At 70.0% G+C, this 16566-nt stretch carries 19 protein-coding genes; 12 read left to right on the forward strand and 7 right to left on the reverse strand.

Annotation, left to right across the window (positions count from 1 at the left end; translation table 11 throughout):
- Together G5C60_RS12840 and G5C60_RS12845 are read left to right on the forward strand one after the other, a co-directional pair.
- A partial coding sequence (locus G5C60_RS12840) for a biotin/lipoyl-containing protein (protein ID WP_165258303.1) occupies positions 1-564 on the forward strand: 564 nt, incomplete at its 5' end.
- 60 nt (positions 565-624) lie between these two features.
- Complete coding sequence (locus tag G5C60_RS12845; protein WP_165258305.1) at positions 625-1392, forward strand: helix-turn-helix transcriptional regulator; 768 nt, start codon at positions 625-627, stop codon at positions 1390-1392.
- A gap of 111 nt (positions 1393-1503) precedes the next feature.
- Here the strand turns inward: G5C60_RS12845 and G5C60_RS12850 are convergent, their stop codons facing one another.
- Positions 1504-2094, reverse strand: coding sequence for a TetR/AcrR family transcriptional regulator (locus G5C60_RS12850; RefSeq protein ID WP_165258307.1), 591 nt, complete (start codon positions 2092-2094; stop codon positions 1504-1506).
- Between the two features lie 45 nt (positions 2095-2139).
- Here G5C60_RS12850 and G5C60_RS12855 point away from each other — a divergent pair, with 45 nt between their 5' ends.
- Positions 2140-2541, forward strand: coding sequence for a DUF2867 domain-containing protein (locus tag G5C60_RS12855; RefSeq protein WP_165258309.1), 402 nt, complete (start codon positions 2140-2142; stop codon positions 2539-2541).
- Positions 2542-2567: 26 nt separating this feature from the next.
- Here the strand turns inward: G5C60_RS12855 and G5C60_RS12860 are convergent, their stop codons facing one another.
- On the reverse strand, positions 2568-3362 hold the full coding sequence (locus G5C60_RS12860) for a VOC family protein (protein WP_165258311.1): 795 nt from the start codon (positions 3360-3362) through the stop codon (positions 2568-2570).
- Between the two features lie 265 nt (positions 3363-3627).
- Here G5C60_RS12860 and G5C60_RS12865 point away from each other — a divergent pair, with 265 nt between their 5' ends.
- Positions 3628-4455 (forward strand): sulfurtransferase, encoded by an 828-nt coding sequence (locus G5C60_RS12865; protein WP_165258313.1) that lies wholly within the window; start codon positions 3628-3630, stop codon positions 4453-4455.
- 67 nt (positions 4456-4522) lie between these two features.
- Here G5C60_RS12865 and sepH read toward each other — a convergent pair whose 3' ends face one another.
- From sepH to G5C60_RS12880, 3 genes are all read right to left on the reverse strand, one after another.
- On the reverse strand, positions 4523-5593 hold the full coding sequence (gene sepH / locus G5C60_RS12870; protein ID WP_165258315.1) for a septation protein SepH: 1071 nt from the start codon (positions 5591-5593) through the stop codon (positions 4523-4525).
- Positions 5594-6071: 478 nt separating this feature from the next.
- Complete coding sequence (locus G5C60_RS12875; protein WP_165258317.1) at positions 6072-7391, reverse strand: D-arabinono-1,4-lactone oxidase; 1320 nt, start codon at positions 7389-7391, stop codon at positions 6072-6074.
- Positions 7351-8589, reverse strand: a complete 1239-nt coding sequence (locus tag G5C60_RS12880) for an MFS transporter (protein WP_165258319.1) — start codon at positions 8587-8589, stop codon at positions 7351-7353. The genes G5C60_RS12875 and G5C60_RS12880 overlap by 41 nt, the downstream gene beginning before the upstream one ends.
- Positions 8590-8747: 158 nt before the next feature.
- On the opposite strand from G5C60_RS12880, the gene G5C60_RS12885 reads away from it, so the two are divergent.
- Positions 8748-9875 carry a ferrochelatase gene (locus tag G5C60_RS12885; protein ID WP_165258321.1) on the forward strand — a complete coding sequence of 376 codons (1128 nt, stop codon included), beginning with the start codon at positions 8748-8750 and terminating at the stop codon, positions 9873-9875.
- A gap of 8 nt (positions 9876-9883) precedes the next feature.
- Entirely contained in the window at positions 9884-10702 is an 819-nt protein-coding gene (locus G5C60_RS12890) for an inositol monophosphatase family protein (RefSeq protein WP_165258323.1), read from the forward strand.
- A 149-nt stretch (positions 10703-10851) separates the two neighbouring features.
- On the opposite strand, the gene G5C60_RS12895 is transcribed toward G5C60_RS12890, so the two are convergent.
- Positions 10852-11025, reverse strand: coding sequence for a hypothetical protein (locus G5C60_RS12895; RefSeq protein ID WP_165258325.1), 174 nt, complete (start codon positions 11023-11025; stop codon positions 10852-10854).
- Positions 11026-11429: 404 nt separating this feature from the next.
- Between G5C60_RS12895 and G5C60_RS12900 the strand changes: the two genes are divergently transcribed.
- From G5C60_RS12900 to G5C60_RS12915, 4 genes are all read left to right on the forward strand, one after another.
- Positions 11430-12083, forward strand: coding sequence for a response regulator transcription factor (locus G5C60_RS12900; RefSeq protein WP_165258328.1), 654 nt, complete (start codon positions 11430-11432; stop codon positions 12081-12083).
- Positions 12084-12089: 6 nt separating this feature from the next.
- The gene (locus tag G5C60_RS12905; protein ID WP_165258418.1) at positions 12090-13322 is read left to right on the forward strand and encodes an ATP-binding protein; all 1233 of its coding nucleotides are present in this window, start codon (positions 12090-12092) and stop codon (positions 13320-13322) included.
- 392 nt (positions 13323-13714) lie between these two features.
- Positions 13715-14011 carry a DUF4193 domain-containing protein gene (locus G5C60_RS12910; RefSeq protein ID WP_005481602.1) on the forward strand — a complete coding sequence of 99 codons (297 nt, stop codon included), beginning with the start codon at positions 13715-13717 and terminating at the stop codon, positions 14009-14011.
- Positions 14012-14024: 13 nt separating this feature from the next.
- A complete protein-coding gene (locus tag G5C60_RS12915) occupies positions 14025-14924 on the forward strand; it encodes a hypothetical protein (RefSeq protein ID WP_338145802.1) in 900 nt (299 codons plus the stop codon).
- A 27-nt stretch (positions 14925-14951) separates the two neighbouring features.
- Here the strand turns inward: G5C60_RS12915 and G5C60_RS12920 are convergent, their stop codons facing one another.
- Positions 14952-15410, reverse strand: a complete 459-nt coding sequence (locus G5C60_RS12920) for a DUF3093 domain-containing protein (RefSeq protein ID WP_165258330.1) — start codon at positions 15408-15410, stop codon at positions 14952-14954.
- A 58-nt stretch (positions 15411-15468) separates the two neighbouring features.
- Between G5C60_RS12920 and G5C60_RS12925 the strand changes: the two genes are divergently transcribed.
- On the forward strand, positions 15469-16053 hold the full coding sequence (locus tag G5C60_RS12925) for a hotdog domain-containing protein (RefSeq protein WP_165258332.1): 585 nt from the start codon (positions 15469-15471) through the stop codon (positions 16051-16053).
- 17 nt (positions 16054-16070) lie between these two features.
- Entirely contained in the window at positions 16071-16565 is a 495-nt protein-coding gene (gene dut / locus G5C60_RS12930; protein ID WP_165258422.1) for a dUTP diphosphatase, read from the forward strand.
- The last annotated feature ends 1 nt before the right edge of the window (position 16566 follow it).

A 16566-nucleotide genomic window follows, 5' to 3' on the forward strand; every position in this document is an offset into this window, starting at 1 on the left:
AGCCGTGAGCAGGCGCTGCAGCGGGCCGCCCGCGCACTGGCCGAATTCCAGGTCGAGGGCATGGCCACCGCCATCCCCTTCCACCGGGCGGTCGTCGCGGACCCGGCGTTCACCAGCGACCCGTTCACCGTCCACACCCGCTGGATCGAGACCGAGTTCGTCAATGACATCCCGGCCTTCACCGCCCCCACCCCCACAGAAACCGCGCAGGAACCCGGTCGCGAGACGCTCGTCGTCGAGGTCGGCGGCAAGCGCCTGGAGGTCTCCCTGCCCGCATCCCGTACAGATTCGGCGCCGACCGCCCAGCCCAGGCGTCGCGCGGCGAAGAAGTCCGGCCCCGCCGCCTCCGGCGACACCCTCGCCTCTCCGATGCAGGGCACCATCGTCAAGGTCGCCGTCGAGGAGGGCCAGGAGGTCAAGGAGGGCGACCTGGTCGTCGTTCTGGAGGCCATGAAGATGGAACAGCCCCTCAACGCCCACAAGACCGGCACGATCAACGGTCTCTCCGCCGACGTCGGTGCCTCCCTCACCTCCGGCGCCACGATCTGCGAGATCAAGAACTGACCACACCAGCACAGACCGGCGCGCAGTCGCGTCGACGATGACCGAACAGGAGAGACGAACATGGGGGACGAACTGGAGCAGACGCTGCTCCAGATGCGGGCACTGGTCGACGACGCGGTCTCCAAGACCCGGCGCCGCGCAGGCGGCAACCAGGGCGCGCTGACGGTGGTGACCGATCCCAGCAACGAGCGGATCCGGCGGAGCGCCGAGCGACTGATCTCCACCGCGCGGCGCTCGGTCTCGCTCGCACTGCCGTGCCGGGTGGCCATGTCGGAGGCCCTGAGTGGCCTTCTCGACATGCTGCGTGAGATCTCCGCCGCCGGTGTCGGAGTCCGAGTGCTCGGCGGTCCGGGGATCCTCGACGACCGCAATGTCCGGCGTCACCTGGCCTCCTTGCCCCCACGGCCGGCCTTCGACGTCAGGATCTCGGCGCATCAGCACCAGGAGGTACTGATCGTGGACGGGCGGATGGCCCTGATGCGTGCCGAGTTCGGAGTGGCAGGCCCGCAGGCCGTGACCATCCGCGTCCCGATGGTGCTGCGGGCGCTGGACACCCTGTTCACCGGCGCCTGGTCCAGTGCGACACCTGCACGGAGCTACCGCCGGGTCTCCGCGCGCGGCCGGACCGAGATCGCCCGCCAGGTACTTCGCTGCCTCACCTCGGGGAACACCGATGAGGCCGCCGCCCAGAGCCTCGGCCTTTCGGTCCGCACCTATCGCCGTCATGTCGCCGAGCTGATGCAGGAGCTGGGAGCGGTGTCCCGCTTCCAGGCCGGAGTGCACGCGGTCGAACTGGGCCTGCTCACACCGGAGACGAGCGCGGCGTAAGCGCTCCGCTGGGGGAACGGTGAAAACCTGCGGGCAGGTGGGGGCTGGTCGCGCAGTTCCCCGCGCCCCTTACGGGGCGCGGCGCTGAGGCCGCTTAGCGATGTAACCGTGCTATTCGCGTCGGAGAAGTGCATCCATCGTCTCCTCCAAGTACGCGGGGAACTCCTCGCGTGAAGGCAGCGCGGACGGCACGGCATGGCCGAGTTGGGTGTGCCCCAGATAGAAGCTGTACGCCATCAGCCCGCGCCGCCGCGCCTCGTCCTCGGCGAAGCCGAGTTCGGTGAAGAGCCCGGCCAGGTAGCCGATCCGGCGCTCGGTGACCTGCCGCAGTGCGGCGGCGACCTGAGGGTGGTCGGTGCTGGCGAGCAGTGAGAGTTCGAGCGGATCGGCGGTGGCCGGTTTGGTGACCTCGGTGAACAGTCTGCGCAGACGCTTCTCGGGGTCCGGCTCGGTCTCCACGGCCGCGATGATCTCCTCGGTGTTGGCCTCGACCCAGCGGGCGAGCGCAGCCTCGATCAGTGCCTCGCGATTGCCGAAGTGCCAGTAGAAGCTGCCCTTCGTGGCACCGAGGCGGGCAGCGAGCGGCTCGACCGCCACCGCCGCGAGGCCGCCGCCTTCGCCAAGGGCGGCGAGCGCGGCATCCGCCCAGTCGCGGGCGCTGAGCCTGGCCTTCTTGGTCTGCTGCCGTTGCACCATGTCCATACGCTACCGTATGGTTGACCATACGCCAGCGTATGGAGGTACGTGATGCTCAAGGACAAGCCCGTAGCGGTGGGGTTTCCTGAAGGAGCCCGACTGATCAGGACAGCCGTGGACCGGCCCGACTATCAGGACGCGTACGCCATGGAGCTGCGGCCCGGAATGCCGCGCGATCCGGCGGCTTGGACGGGCATCCTGCGTGACGCCTTCCCGATCAAGGCGCAGCAGGACGGCGAGGCACTCATGGACGTGAGCACAGCCGGTCTCGACGCCTGGGCCTCGATCGTCATCGACGAGAAGTACGTCACCCTCTGCAGCTCGGTGAAGACGAACGCATGGCGCTCCAGGCTCTACTGGGGTGCCGTGAAAAGGGTCCACCCCTTCATGGCCCGCGCCATGATGGTCCGCACCCACCGCAAACTCGCTCTCGCCGCACAGAACGCCGCGTAGAAACCGCGTAGAAAACGCAGCCGTGCTCAGTGGTTCGTGCGTACGAGGGAGAACACCGCCCCCTCCGGGTCCGCGACCCTGGCGATGCGGCCGTGCGGGGTGTCGCGGGGGGTTTTCAGGACGTGGCCGCCGAGGTCGATGACATCGGTCAGGGAGGCGTCCACGTCGGCGACTTCGAAGTACGTCATCCAGTGGGGGCCTCGGTCACGGGGCAGGGCGCTGCCCACGCCGTGGATGCCGGCGACCGGGCGGCCCTCGATGTGCAGGGTGAGGTAGTCGGAGTTCGCCGTGACGACCCGCTCTTCCTCGAAGCCGAAGACCGTCTGGTAGAACTTGGCGACCCTCGCGGTGTCGCGCGTGACGAGCTCGTTCCAGGTGGGCGTGCCGGGTACGTCGGTGATCCCCGTGCCGAGGTGTGCCAGGGCCTGCCAGATGCCGAAGACGGCCCCCGAGGAATCGGAGGCGATGGCCAGGCGGCAGGCATCCCCGGCGTCCAGGGGGCCGACGCCGACCGTGCCACCGCAGTACCGAATCGATTCCGCCGTCACATCCACATCGTCCGAGGCGAAATAGGGCGTCCAGGCGATGGGCAGATGGCGGTCGGGCGGCAACTGCCCGATCCCGGCCACCTCATGGCCGTCGAGCACGGCCCGTACGTACGGGCCGAGTTGCTGAGGACCCGGCTGGAACTTCCAGCCGAACAGTGCTCCGTAGAACTCCTGGGTCGAGGCCATCCCGTGCACCATCAGACTCACCCAGCAGGGTGTGCCGGGTGCGTACGCGGTGCCGTTCAGGCCGGCCGACCCCCGTGACTCGGTCATCGTCACTCTTTCCCCGGCGCCTCGGGGCGCCTGCCACTTCACTTCCGCTTCCGAACGCGCGACCCGCCGCGCCGCGGACAGGCGGCGTATGGCTGCAGGGTGCCCGATTTGCTGTATCCCATCCGTATCCCCATGGTTGCCTGGTGGTGTCGATCGGCTGTACAGCGTGTGGCCGGGCCCGTACGCCCCGTGCTCGGGCCGGTCCGGCGGAGCAGAGTAGTCGGACCTGGACGATGCGGCCACCCCGTACGTAAGGATGGTGGACATGAACGCCATCATCTCCGCAGCCGAACTCGCGAGTGACCTGGCGGGGCAGAACCCGCCGGTCGTACTCGACATCCGCTGGCAACTCGGCGGCCCGAACCTGCGCTCCGCGTACGAGGAGGGGCACATCCCAGGGGCCGTCTATGTGGACCTGGACTCGGAACTCGCCGCTCCGGCCGGGGCGGGCGGCCGGCATCCCCTGCCGGACATGCAGGTCTTCGGGGCGGCCATGCGGGCGGCCGGGGTCAGTACGGACCGGGACGTCGTCGTGTACGACGGCGGGCTCGGCTGGGCCGCCGCGCGCGCGTGGTGGCTGCTGCGCTGGACGGGTCACCCGTCGGTGCGTGTCCTTGACGGCGGCCTCGCGGCCTGGGACGGCCCGATCGAGGCCGGCGCTCCCTCTCCGGTCGCCGGTACGTTCGTACCGTCGCCCGGCGCGCTGCCGCTCCTCGACGCGGACGCGGCCGCGGGCCTGGCCCGCACCGGCCTGCTCCTCGACGCACGCGCCGCCGAGCGCTACCGGGGCGACGTCGAGCCGATCGACCGGATCGGCGGCCACATCCCCGGCGCGGTCTCGGCACCGACCACGGAGAACGTGACGGAATCCGGCCACTTCCGCCCGGCCGCCGAACTCGCCGACCGCTTCAAGTCCCTGGGTGCGACCGGGACTTCCGAGGTCGGCGTCTACTGCGGCTCGGGCGTCTCCGCCGCCCACGAGGTCCTCGCGCTGGAGATCGCGGGCATTCCGGCCGCGCTGTACGCGGGCTCGTGGTCGCAGTGGTCGGCGGACGGCAGCCGCCCCGTCGCGACGGGGCCCGACCCGCAGTAGCCGCGCGGCAGCGAAAAGGGCTCGCACCAAAGTGGTGCGAGCCCCAGTCGCGTACATCTCCCGCTTCCTATTCCTGCTTCTTGCGACGCGTCCCGAAGACGATCTCGTCCCAGCTCGGCACGGCCGCTCTGCGTCCCGGTCGGACACCGTCCGCCTCGGCCTGGCGGTCGGTGGAGCCGACCAGCCGTTCGCGGTGGCTGGCCACCGAACGCGGCATGAGGACATCGGCGTACGCCGAACCGGCCGAGGCCGCGGGAGCCGGAGGCTCCTCCTCATCGGGCTCCGGGACGGGCTCTTCCTCCTCCGCGGCGGGACGCTCCGGGGCTGTCGTGGGGCGCTCGGGCACCACCATGTCACCGCGGAAGCTCGGCACCGCCTCCAGGAGGCTGGTGAGCGAGTCACGCTCGCCGTTGATGGTCTCCTCCGCGGGCTCGGGCGAGGGAGACGGCAGGACGGGACGTTCCGTCTGGCGCTCCAGAGCGCGGTCCATCGGGCGTTCGCGGTCGCGCGGCAGCCGGGCGATGCGCGGCACGAACGGGAAGCTGGGCTCGGGCGAGGCGAGATCGTCGTCGGACTCGCCGATCAGCGAGCGCGCCTCCTCGTCCACGGCCTGTACGAGCCGCCGCGGCGGGTCGTACGTCCAGCTCGCCGAGTGCGGTTCACCCGCGACCCGGTAGACGAGCAGGACCTCCCAGGTGCCGTCGTCGCGGCGCCACGAGTCCCACTGCACGGTCTCCTTGTCGGCGCCGCGCAGCAGCAGCCGCTCCTGCACCGCCTCGCCGAGCTGGGGACCGGTGGTCTCGCCGGGCCGGCGGACCGGGGTCTTCCTGGCCCGCTCCGCCATGAAGGCGCGCTCGGCGAGCACGGGGCCCTCGAAGCGGCGTACGCGATCGACGGGGATGCCGGCGAGTTGGGCGACCTCTTCGGCGGAGGCGCCTGCGCGTATACGCGCCTGGATGTCTCGGGGGCGGAGATGGCTCTCCACCTCGATCTCGATCTGGCCGAGGCGGGGACGGTCGCCGCGTACGGCGGCGCGCAGACGCTCGTCAATCGGAAGCGTGTACTCCGTGCTGTCCGCAGCCTTCAGCACCAGCCGTGTGCCGTCGTTAGAGACGGCCACGACACGCAGTTCGGGCATGGGGACCTCCCGGGTGGTGCCTGCCGACGTCACGTGCGTCGCTGCTTCCGCTAGTCGAGTGTGGCCTGCCCGGGTGCAGCCTGCCACAACCTTGCCGAGTTGCCCGGCGTGTCGGGCGCGGGCCCTGGAACGCCGTTATGGCACGGTTACCTATTCGCAACGCTAAGTGACAAACTCCGTCACCCTGTGCAACGAGCCCCCTCACGGCGGTCCTGGAAGGCCCCGGACGCCCTGGCGGGTGTCCGGACCCAGGGCTCGCAACAGTACTCCATTCGGGCCACCTGCGTGGATCGGCACGCCGCCCAACTTCTCGCGAGGGTCGGGAGTTGGCCACCGGGAACGCCTTTTCGATGACCACGGTGCGTGGCGGTCTTCACGGAACCACCACAAGCGGAGCCAATCACTTTGCGCCAAGCCTCCACCGTTCTCACGAAGTTGGCGACCGCTGGTTGGCCTCCGTTGGTTGGCCCCCGCCCGGCTACGCCCCCAACACCCGCCGCAAGTAGTCGTTTCCGAAGCGCCGGTCCGGGTCGAGCCGGTCCCGGAGGGCGGTGAACTCGCCGAAGCGCGGATAGATCCCGGAGAAGTACTCGGCGTCGCGCGTGTGCAGCTTGCCCCAGTGCGGGCGGCCCTCGTGCGCGGTGAAGATCCGCTCGGCCGCCGTGAAGTACGCCCGGTGCGGCGTGCCTTTGTACATGTGGACCGCGATGTACGCGCTGTCCCGGCCGGACGCCGTGGAGAGCGTGATGTCGTCCGCGGGCGCCGTGCGCACCTCGACGGGGAAGCTGACGCGCAGCGGAGAGCGGTCGACCATGGCCTTCAGCTCGCGCAGCGTCTCCACGAGGGCCGCACGCGGGACCGCGTACTCCATCTCTGTGAAACGCACCCGGCGCGGGGAAGTGAAGACCTTGTAGGGAATGTCGGTGTACGTGCGGGCGGACAGGGCGCGGCTGGCGATCTTCGCGATCGCCGGGATGGTCGCGGGCACGGCCCGGCCCACGGAACTGGCCACCTGGAAGACGCCGTTGGAAAGGAACTCGTCCTCGAAGAGGCCACTGATCCTGCCGATCGGCCTCTCCGGGCCGGCGCTGCGGTTGTTGCGCTTGGTGTTGCAGTTGTCCGTGTGCGGGAACCAGTAGAACTCGAAGTGTTCGTTCTCCGCGAAGAGTTCGTCGAAGGTGCTCGTGACCTGGTCGAAGCTCATCGGCTCTTCACGGGCCGTGAGCAGAAAAACGGGCTCTACGGAGAAGGTGATCGCGGTGACGACGCCCAGGGCGCCGAGCCCGATGCGGGCGGCCGCGAAGACCTCGGGGTTCTCCTTCTCGGAGCAGGTGAGCACGGAGCCGTCGGCCGTCACCAGTTCAAGTGCCTTGATCTGGGCGGCGATCGACGCCGAGTCCCGGCCGGTGCCGTGGGTGCCGGTGCTGGTCGCGCCGGAAACCGTCTGCTCCATGATGTCGCCCATGTTCGTGAGCGACAGTCCCTCGCGGGCCAGGGCCACGTTCAGCCGCTTCAGCGGGGTGCCCGCCTCCACGGTGACCGTGCCCGCCTCGCGGTCGATCTTGCGGATGCCGGTGAGCAGTTGGGGACGTATGAGCACGCCGTCGGTCGCGGCGACGGCCGTGAAGGAGTGCCCGGTGCCGACGGCCTTGACCTTCAGGCCGTCTTCGGCGGCCTTGCGCACAGCGGCGGAGAGCTCCTCGACGGAGGCGGGCGTGACCTCCCGTACGGGACGGGCGGAGACGTTGCCCGCCCAGTTACGCCACGTGCCGCTCTTCCCGCTCGCTGTGCTGCTCATGGGTCCCTCCCCGCTGCGGAACCGGCCTGCTGAGCCGGCGATACCCCAGGAAACCCACCGCGACCGCGACGGCCCCGGCGACCGCCGGAACCCCGTACCCGGCCCGCGCCCCGGCGGCGTCGATCACCCAGCCGGAGACGGAGGAGCCGAGCGCGACCCCGACCGCAAGACCGGTGCTCACCCAGGTCATGCCCTCGGTCAGCTTCGCGCGTGGTACGTGCCGTTCGACGAGGGCCATCGTCGTGATCATCGTCGGTGCGATGGACAGGCCCGCGACGAACAGCGCCACGGCCAGGAACGGCAAGTTTCCGACCAGTAGGAGGGGGATCATACTCACGGCCATGGTGCAGATGCCCAGCACCCACCTGCGGGCGGGCGCCCCCGTGAAGTGCAGCAGCCCGAACACGGCTCCCGCCACGCAGGAGCCCGCCGCGTACACGGCCAGCACGACGCTGGCGGCCGCCTTGTGGCCCTCTTCCTCGGCGAAGGCGACCGTGACCACGTCGACGGCGCCGAAGATCGCTCCCGTCGCCACGAAGGTCGCCACCAGGACCTGGAGTCCGGGCGAGCGCAGGGCGGAGCCGCCTGTGTCGTGCTCGCGCGGATGCGGCGGGGGCTCGGTCGCGCGCTGGGCCGTCAGCCAGAACACACCGGCGGCAAGGAAGCAGCCCGCCAGGAGCGGACCGGCCTCCGGGAACCAGACCGTGGACAGACCGATCGAGATGATCGGCCCGAAGATGAAACAGATCTCGTCGACGACGGACTCGAAGGCGTAGGCGGTGTGCAACTCCGGCTTGTCGCGGTAGAGATACGCCCAGCGCGCCCTGGTCATAGCGCCGATGCTGGGTACGCAGCCGATGCCGGCCGAGCACAGGAACAGCACCCAGTCCGGCCAGTCGAAGTGCGCGGCCAGCAGCAGCCCGGCGGCCGCGGCGAGAGCGAACAGTGTCGCGGGCCGCAGGACGCGCCGCTGCCCGTGCCGGTCCACGAGTCGGGATATCTGCGGGCCGAGCACCGCGGCCGACAGCGCGAGGGTTGCCGAGAGGGCGCCCGCGAGGCCGTACCGCCCGGTGAGCTGGGAGATCATCGTGACCACGCCGATGCCCATCATCGACAGCGGCATCCGGCCGAGGAAGCCCGCGGCGGAGAAGCCCGTGGAGCCTGGGGCGGCGAACAGGGCGCGGTAGGGGCTGGGCACGGGGTCTCCGGTGAGGATCCGGTAAGGCGCGAATGTAGCTGATACAGCTTACGGGCCAGATGATCCCCGGCCCACCGACCGCAGGCCCGGACCACCGATCACGGGCCTGTCGTACCGCCGTTTCCCGGCTGTCAGCGACGGGTGGCAGGATCAAAGACATGCCAGACGCGCTCGATGCCCATCCGTACGATGCCCTGCTCCTGCTCTCGTTCGGCGGCCCCGAAGGCCCCGACGACGTGGTGCCGTTCCTGGAGAACGTGACGCGGGGACGAGGCATCCCCAGGGAACGCCTCAAGGAAGTGGGGCAGCACTACTTCCTGTTCGGCGGGGTCAGCCCCATCAACGACCAGAACCGCGCTCTCCTGGACGCCCTCCGCAAGGACTTCGCGGACCACGGCCTGAACCTGCCCGTGTACTGGGGCAACCGGAACTGGGCGCCGTATCTGACGGACACCCTGCGCGAGATGGTCGCCGACGGCCGCCGCCGCATCCTCGTCCTCGCCACCAGCGCGTACGCCTCGTACTCGGGCTGCCGCCAGTACCGCGAGAACCTCGCCGACGCGCTCGCGGCCCTGGAGGCAGAGGGCCTGGAGCTGCCGAAGGTCGACAAACTGCGGCACTACTTCAACCATCCCGGCTTCCTGCGGCCCATGATCGACGGCGTCCTGAAGTCCCTCGCCGACCTCCCCGAGGACGTCCGCGCGGGCGCGCACCTGGCGTTCACGACCCACTCGATCCCGACGGCGTCGGCGGACACCTCCGGGCCCGTCGAGGACCACGGCGACGGCGGCGCGTACGTGAAGCAGCACCTGGACGTCGCGCGGCTGATCGCCGACGCCGTGCGCGAGGAGACCGGGACCGACCACCCCTGGCAGCTCGTCTACCAGTCCCGCTCCGGTGCCCCGCACATCCCGTGGCTGGAGCCGGACGTCTGCGATCACCTGGAAGAGCTGCACGGCGCCGGGGTGCCGGCCGTCGTGATGGCGCCCATCGGGTTCGTCTCGGACCACATGGAGGTCATGTACGACCTCGACACGGAAGCAAAGGCCAAGGCAGAGGAGCTGGGGCTGCCGGTGCGCCGCTCGGCCACCGTGGGCGCCGACCCGCGGTTCGCCGCCGCGATCCGCGAGCTCGTCGTGGAGCGGGCCGCGGCCGAGAGCGGCCGGGACGTGACGCCCTGCGCCCTCGGCGCCCTGGGGCCGAGCCACGACCTGTGCCCCGTGGGCTGCTGCCCCGCCCGCGCCCCGAAGCCCGCCGCCGCGGGCGCCGACAGCCCGTACGCCTGAGGAGCACCGTGACCGACCAGCCAGAGCAGCCGGACCTGCTCAGGGCCGAACTCCTGCAGATCGCGCTCGACGCGGCGCACCACGCGGGCGCCTTCCTGCGCGACGGCCGCCCCGACGACCTCGGCGTCGCCGCGACCAAGACCAGCGCCGCCGACGTCGTCACCGAGATGGACATCGCCTCCGAGAAGCTGATCACCGGTCTGCTCGCCGACCTCAGGCCGGACGACGGGGTGCTCGGCGAGGAGGGCGCCAGCGTCCAGGGCAGCAGCGGCGTCCAGTGGGTCATCGACCCGCTCGACGGAACCGTCAACTACCTGTACGGGCTGCCCAGCTGGGCCGTCTCGATCGCGGTCCGCAAGGACGGCGAGACGGTCGTCGGCGTGGTGTACGCCCCCATGCGCGGCGAGACCTACCGGGCCGTCCTGGGCGAGGGCGCGTACGTGAACGACCGTCCCGCGCGCGTGCGGCCCACCCCCGCCTTCGGTCTTGCCCTCGTCGGCACCGGCTTCGGCTATCTCGCCGAGCGCCGGTCCCGGCAGGCGGAGGTGGTCCGGCAGCTGATCCCGCAGGTGCGGGACATCCGCCGCGGCGGCTCGGCGGCGATCGACCTGTGCGATGTGGCGACGGGCCGCCTGGACGCGTACTACGAGCGGGGACTGAACCCCTGGGACTACGCGGCCGGTGACCTGATCGCCCGGGAGGCGGGCGCGCTCACCGGTGGCCGCCCCGGAGAGCCGCTCTCGCCCGACCTGACCGTCGCGGCCCCGCCCGACCTCTTCGAGCCGCTCCAGACCCGCCTGGACGAGCTGGGCGCCTGGCACGACTGAGGTACGGACCACCGGCGCAACTCCCTCCGGCTGACACCGCGTACAACAGCGGCAGCGAGTGAGCCGAAGGGGCGCCCCGGAGGCGAACCGAGCCTAAAAAAGAGGCGGGCCCCGGCCTGGATCTGCCGGGGCCCGCTCTTACGAGCTGATCAGACGCGCGACGCGCCGACCTCCACACCGTGCTCGGCGGCAAGGCGGCGGAGGTCGTCGAGCTCGGCCTCTTCGACCTCGGCGAGGAAGTCGTCGCCGGTCTCGCGAGCCCGCGTGAGGTCGGACTCGGTCGCCTTTATGCGCTGCAGAAGTCCTGCGGTGAATGCGTCCATGCTGCGCCCCCTCGTCCTGGGTCGTGGGTCGGTGGCACGGGGGTGTGCCGTTCGGAAGGGGCGATCACGTCTCCTGAGGATGCCCAGCGCTGCCCGTGCTGGGCGGCGACGGCGCCGGACACCCACGTCCGCTCTGCGGAAGCGGCCGGTGGCGTACCACATGGTGGTGTGCCACATGCAGAGCGTGATCGCGGGGTGTAAAGCCGTCCTCCCCGCACTCCCTTCCGCGGAAACCTCAACCGGAAGAGAAAATCTCGCATTCCCGGTCCTCTCACCCCGCTCTCACCCGCCTTACAGCCGACTTATGGCCGAAAAGGGCAGGATGGAGGTCTCACCCCCGGACAGAACCCGCCCGTGTGCGCCGAAAGCGCGCTACGCGGGTGGACAGAGGAAGGACAAGCGACGTGCGCGTACTCGTCGTCGAGGACGAGCAACTGCTCGCCGATGCGGTGGCCACCGGACTGCGCCGGGAGGCCATGGCCGTCGACGTCGTGTACGACGGTGCGGCCGCCCTGGAGCGCATCGGCGTCAACGACTACGACGTGGTCGTCCTCGACCGTGACCTCCCGCTGGTGCACGGCGACGACGTCTGCCGCAAGATCGTCGAGCTCGGCATGCCCACGCGCGTGCTGATGCTCACGGCCTCCGGAGACGTCAGTGACCGTGTCGAGGGACTGGAGATCGGCGCCGACGACTATCTCCCCAAGCCCTTCGCGTTCAGCGAGCTGACGGCACGCGTGCGTGCCCTCGGCCGTCGTACGAGCGTGCCGCTGCCGCCCGTCCTGGAGCGGGCCGGCATAAAGCTGGACCCCAACCGCCGCGAGGTGTTCCGGGACGGCAAGGAGATCCAGCTCGCCCCCAAGGAGTTCGCCGTACTGGAGGTGCTGCTGCGCAGCGAGGGCGCCGTCGTCTCCGCCGAGCAGCTCCTGGAGAAGGCCTGGGACGAGAACACCGACCCGTTCACCAACGTCGTACGCGTCACGGTGATGACCCTGCGCCGCAAGCTCGGAGAGCCCCCGGTCATCGTGACCGTGCCGGGCTCCGGCTACCGGATCTGATCCGTGGTGGCCACGACACCCGCACCCCCGAAGACGCCCCCGAAGCCCACCTGGGACCCCCGGGGGCCGGAACTGCCGTTTCCCTGGCTGCGCCCGACCATCCGTATAAGGCTCACGCTGCTGTACGGCGGGATGTTCCTGATCGCCGGCATCCTGCTGCTGTCGATCATCTATCTCCTCGCCGCCCAGGCCCTGGACGTCGGCAGTGACCTGCCCTTCAAAATCGTCGAGGGCAAGGTCACCAGCGAGACCTGCAACCTGCCGACCCAGGCCTCGCCCAGCGAGTTCAACAGCGCCATGAACGACTGCGTCAACGAGCAGCGCCAGCACGCCCTGGACAACCTGCTCAGCCGCTCGCTCCTGGCCCTGCTCGGCCTCGCCGTGATCGCCTTCGCCTTCGGGTACGCGATGGCGGGCCGCGTCCTGGCGCCGCTCGGCCGGATCACCCGCACCGCGCGCGCGGTGGCCGGCTCGGACCTCTCGCGCCGTATCGAGCTGGACGGTCCGGACGACGAGCTGAAGGAGCTGGCGGACACCTTCGACGACATGCTGGAGCGCCTGCAGCGGGCGTTCACGGCCCAGCAGCGGTTCGTCGGGAACGCCTCGCACGAGCTGCGTACGCCCTTGGCGATCAACCGCACGCTCCTTGAGGTTCATCTGTCCGATCCGGGGGCACCCGTGGAGCTGCAGCAGCTCGGCAAGACCCTGCTCGCGACCAATGAGCGCAGCGAGCAGCTCGTCGAGGGGCTGCTGCTGCTCGCCCGCAGCGACAATCAGATCATCGAGCGCAAGGCGGTCGACCTCGCCGAGGTCGCCTCGCAGGCCATCGACCAGGTGCGCGCCGAGGCGGACGCGAACGGCGTGGAGATCCGCGGAGAGCGGGCTCCCATGGTCGTCCAGGGCAATGGCGTTCTCCTGGAGCGGATCGCCCTGAACCTCGTCCAGAACGCCGTCCGGTACAACGTGCCGAAGGGCGGCTGGGTCGAGGTGACGACGGAGGCCCAGCACGGTCAGGCGGTCTTCGTGGTGTCCAACACCGGGCCCGTGGTGCCGGCTTACGAGATCGACAACCTCTTCGAGCCGTTCCGGCGGCTGAGGACCGAGCGGACGGGCAGCGACAAGGGCGTGGGCCTCGGCCTGTCGATCGCCCGGTCGGTGGCCCGTGCCCACGGCGGGCACATCACCGCTGAGCCGCGAGAAGGGGGCGGGCTGGTGATGCGAGTAACCCTGCCCATCTGAGAACATGTCGCCGACACACGGCGATGTTCGCTTTGCGCGGAATTTTCGGGGCAGCGACCCAGGAGATTCATGTGTGATCGATCACAGGGGCGAATTTCTGGCCATCTACTCTCCGTGATCAAGGAAGCTTCCGGAAAGCCGGGAAAGTCCGGGTTTTCGAGGGTCTTGATCACGGGAAGTACAGGTGAGACGCCTTTGAAGTGCGGTATTAGGACCGTGTACGGTCCCGTTCGCCATCCAAGCCGATCACTCTTGAGGAGTCCGGTTGGGTGTCGATTGAGTAACAGACCTTGATGTGAGGCAAAATCTCCGCCTCAGGTCGGGCACAAGTCCGGCCTCTCACGCGTTACGTGCGCTGGAGACACCACAGACACCCAGAGGGGGAGAGCGACATGGCAACGGATTACGACACCCCACGCAAGACCGACGACGACGTCGACTCGGACAGCCTTGAGGAACTGAAGGCTCGCCGGAACGACAAGTCGACTTCGGCGGTCGACGTAGACGAGTTCGAGGCCGCCGAAGGCCTGGAGCTGCCCGGCGCGGACCTCTCGAACGAAGAGCTGGCCGTCCGGGTGCTGCCGAAGCAGCAGGACGAGTTCACCTGCATGAGCTGCTTCCTGGTCCACCACCGCAGCCAGCTGGCCCGCGAGAAGAACGGCCAGCCGATCTGCCGCGACTGCGACTGAGGCAGGGTCGGCCGTGACTGGCTCGACCCCGCCCTGGAAGCGCCGTATCCACGACCAGGGAGCGGCCGGTCCGTCTTCGTCGGACGGCGTACATGACGACGAGCGAGGCCGGGAGGCCTCGCTCGAAGCGGCGAACGCGACAGGCGCCACCGGTGCCCTCGAGGTGGCGGACAAGAAGGCGCCTGTCGCCAAGCGGCGGGCAGCCGCCGTCGGACACGGGGTGCGGGAAGGAGTCCGCCGGGGACGCAGCCGGGCCAGGGCGGGCCTGACGTACGTCACCGAACGGATCATCGAGAACGCCCCGCGTATCCCCGTACGGGACCTCGCGACGCTCCGGAAACAGTTCCCGGACCTGGGACCCGAGCAGCTTGCGGACAAGCTGGTCTCGGGTGCGTGCAAAGGGACTTCGACGGTGGGCGCGGGAGTCGGCGCCGCCGCGATGATGCCTGTACCGCCGGCGATGCCCACAGAGCTGGCCGCCGAGATCACCGGCGTCGCCGCCATCGAACTGAAGCTGATCGCCGAGCTGTACGAGGTCTACGGCCGACGGCCACCCGGCAATCTCACACAGCGTTCGACCACGTATCTGAACTCGTGGTCCGAGGAACGCGGCATCGATGTGACCAAGCCGTCGACGCTGAACGCGGCTCTCGGGGCCCGGATGAGGCGCGAGCTGCGCCAGCGGATCATGAAGCGGACGATCAGGAACCTGCCGAACCTCACGCCGTTCCTCGTGGGCGCGGCCGTCGGGGCGGTGATGAACCGCCGCGAGACCAGAAGACTCGCGGAGCGGATCCGCCAGGACCTCCGTAAGGTGCAGGTTCCCTGGGACGCCCTGCCCGCGCTGCCACCTCTGGAGAAGCCCGCCGAACCCTTGGACATGGGCAAGAACCCCAAGGAACTGGGGGACTGAGCCCTCGCGGCGGCCGGCCGAAAAGACCTACGCAGCCCGTGCCGCGTCCAGTGCCGCAGCCAGACGCTCCGGCTCCCGCGTGGACAGGTACAGGTACGGCGTCGGGTCCGCCGGGTCCGTGACCTCCACCCGCAGGGCCGTGGGGACGTAGGCGCGCAGCAGCATGAAGGCGCGCGTGTCCGCCTTGACCGTGCGCCAGGCGCGCGCCTCCTCGGCGTCGAGCACATGGGCCTCGCCCAGGGCCGCGACCGGGACCTTCGCGTCGCCCGCGATCAGGGAGTCGCCCACCACACGGATACGGACCGAGCCGTACGAACTGGCCACCACCGCCGATACCGCGGTACCGCCCGCCAGGCCGCCCAGCAGGGGCAGCACGCCGAACGGCAGCAGGATGAGCGCCATCGAGACGCCGACCAGGAAGCAGATCAGCCACCAGGAGCGGGGCGCGGTCAGACGTTCTTCGTAGGGCGAGGCGGAGAGCTGCATGAGGCCAAGCCTGCCACGGTGCGTACGGGCCGCTGACGCGGAGGTAAGGTCTGCGCCTGTGAGTGGTACCTCTTCGACCCTGCGGCCCCCGGCCGACGCCGTGGCGCCGGTGCGGCACCCGGACGCCCCCGCCCCCGGCGAGCTGCTCGGCGCGCACTACGAGCACTGCTTCGGCTGCGGCGGCGGACAGGCGCACGGACTGCACCTGGCGGCCCGCGCGGGCGAAGGCGTCAAGATCACCGCCGAGTTCACCGTCAGCGCCGCACACCAGGGCGCGCCCGGCCTCGCCCACGGCGGCGTCCTCGCGAGCGCGCTCGACGAGACGCTCGGCTCGCTGAACTGGCTGCTGCGGACCATCGCGGTGACCGGCCGTCTGGAGACCGACTTCGTGCGGCCCGTCCCCGTGGACACCGTGCTGCACCTGGAGGCCGAGGTCACCGCGGTGGCCGGACGGAAGATCTACTCCACGGCCACCGGCCGGATCGGCGGCCCCGAGGGACCTGTCGCGGTCCGCGCGGACGCCCTCTTCATCGAGGTGAAGGTCGACCACTTCATCGACAACGGCCGCCAGGAGGAGATCCAGGCGGCCATGAACGACCCGGACCAGATCCGGCGCGCCCGCGCCTTCGAGGTGAACCCGTGACCCCCACTTTTGTTGATGTGCTGATCCGGCGCGTCGATCCGGACGTACCGCTTCCGGAATACGCGCACCCCGGCGACGCAGGTGCGGATCTGCGGACGACCGAAAGTCATGAGCTCGCGCCCGGTGAACGGGCCGTTCTCCCGACCGGAGTGTCCATCGCGCTCCCCGAGGGGTACGCGGCCTTCGTGCACCCGCGATCCGGCCTCGCCGCCCGCTGCGGTGTCGCCCTCGTGAATGCCCCGGGGACGGTGGATGCCGGGTACCGTGGGGAGATCAAGGTGATCGTGGTGAATCTCGACCCGCGCGAGTCCGTGCGGTTCGAGCGCTTCGACCGGATTGCCCAACTGGTCGTTCAGCAGGTCGAGAAGGTGCGCTTCCATGAGGTGGCGGAGCTTCCCGACTCGACACGGGCCGCAGGGGGCTTCGGGTCCACCGGCGGGCATGCCGCCGTGGACGGCACTACGGGTGGGAATCGATACGCTTCGGTCGTATCCGACCGGGAAGGACAGTGAC

Source organism: Streptomyces scabichelini (assembly GCF_011045015.1).
Taxonomy (GTDB): domain Bacteria; phylum Actinomycetota; class Actinomycetes; order Streptomycetales; family Streptomycetaceae; genus Streptomyces; species Streptomyces scabichelini.

What these genes read in the sequence shown, in the direction of transcription:
- G5C60_RS12845 (WP_165258305.1), top strand. Translation starts at nt 625, where the DNA reads ATGGGGGACGAACTGGAGCAGACGCTGCTCCAGATGCGGGCACTGGTC.
- G5C60_RS12850 (WP_165258307.1), bottom strand. Translation starts at nt 2,094, where the DNA reads ATGGACATGGTGCAACGGCAGCAGACCAAGAAGGCCAGGCTCAGCGCC.
- G5C60_RS12855 (WP_165258309.1), top strand. Translation starts at nt 2,140, where the DNA reads ATGCTCAAGGACAAGCCCGTAGCGGTGGGGTTTCCTGAAGGAGCCCGA.
- G5C60_RS12860 (WP_165258311.1), bottom strand. Translation starts at nt 3,362, where the DNA reads ATGACCGAGTCACGGGGGTCGGCCGGCCTGAACGGCACCGCGTACGCA.
- G5C60_RS12865 (WP_165258313.1), top strand. Translation starts at nt 3,628, where the DNA reads ATGAACGCCATCATCTCCGCAGCCGAACTCGCGAGTGACCTGGCGGGG.
- sepH (WP_165258315.1), bottom strand. Translation starts at nt 5,593, where the DNA reads ATGCCCGAACTGCGTGTCGTGGCCGTCTCTAACGACGGCACACGGCTG.
- G5C60_RS12875 (WP_165258317.1), bottom strand. Translation starts at nt 7,391, where the DNA reads ATGAGCAGCACAGCGAGCGGGAAGAGCGGCACGTGGCGTAACTGGGCG.
- G5C60_RS12885 (WP_165258321.1), top strand. Translation starts at nt 8,748, where the DNA reads ATGCCAGACGCGCTCGATGCCCATCCGTACGATGCCCTGCTCCTGCTC.
- G5C60_RS12895 (WP_165258325.1), bottom strand. Translation starts at nt 11,025, where the DNA reads ATGGACGCATTCACCGCAGGACTTCTGCAGCGCATAAAGGCGACCGAG.
- G5C60_RS12910 (WP_005481602.1), top strand. Translation starts at nt 13,715, where the DNA reads ATGGCAACGGATTACGACACCCCACGCAAGACCGACGACGACGTCGAC.
- G5C60_RS12920 (WP_165258330.1), bottom strand. Translation starts at nt 15,410, where the DNA reads ATGCAGCTCTCCGCCTCGCCCTACGAAGAACGTCTGACCGCGCCCCGC.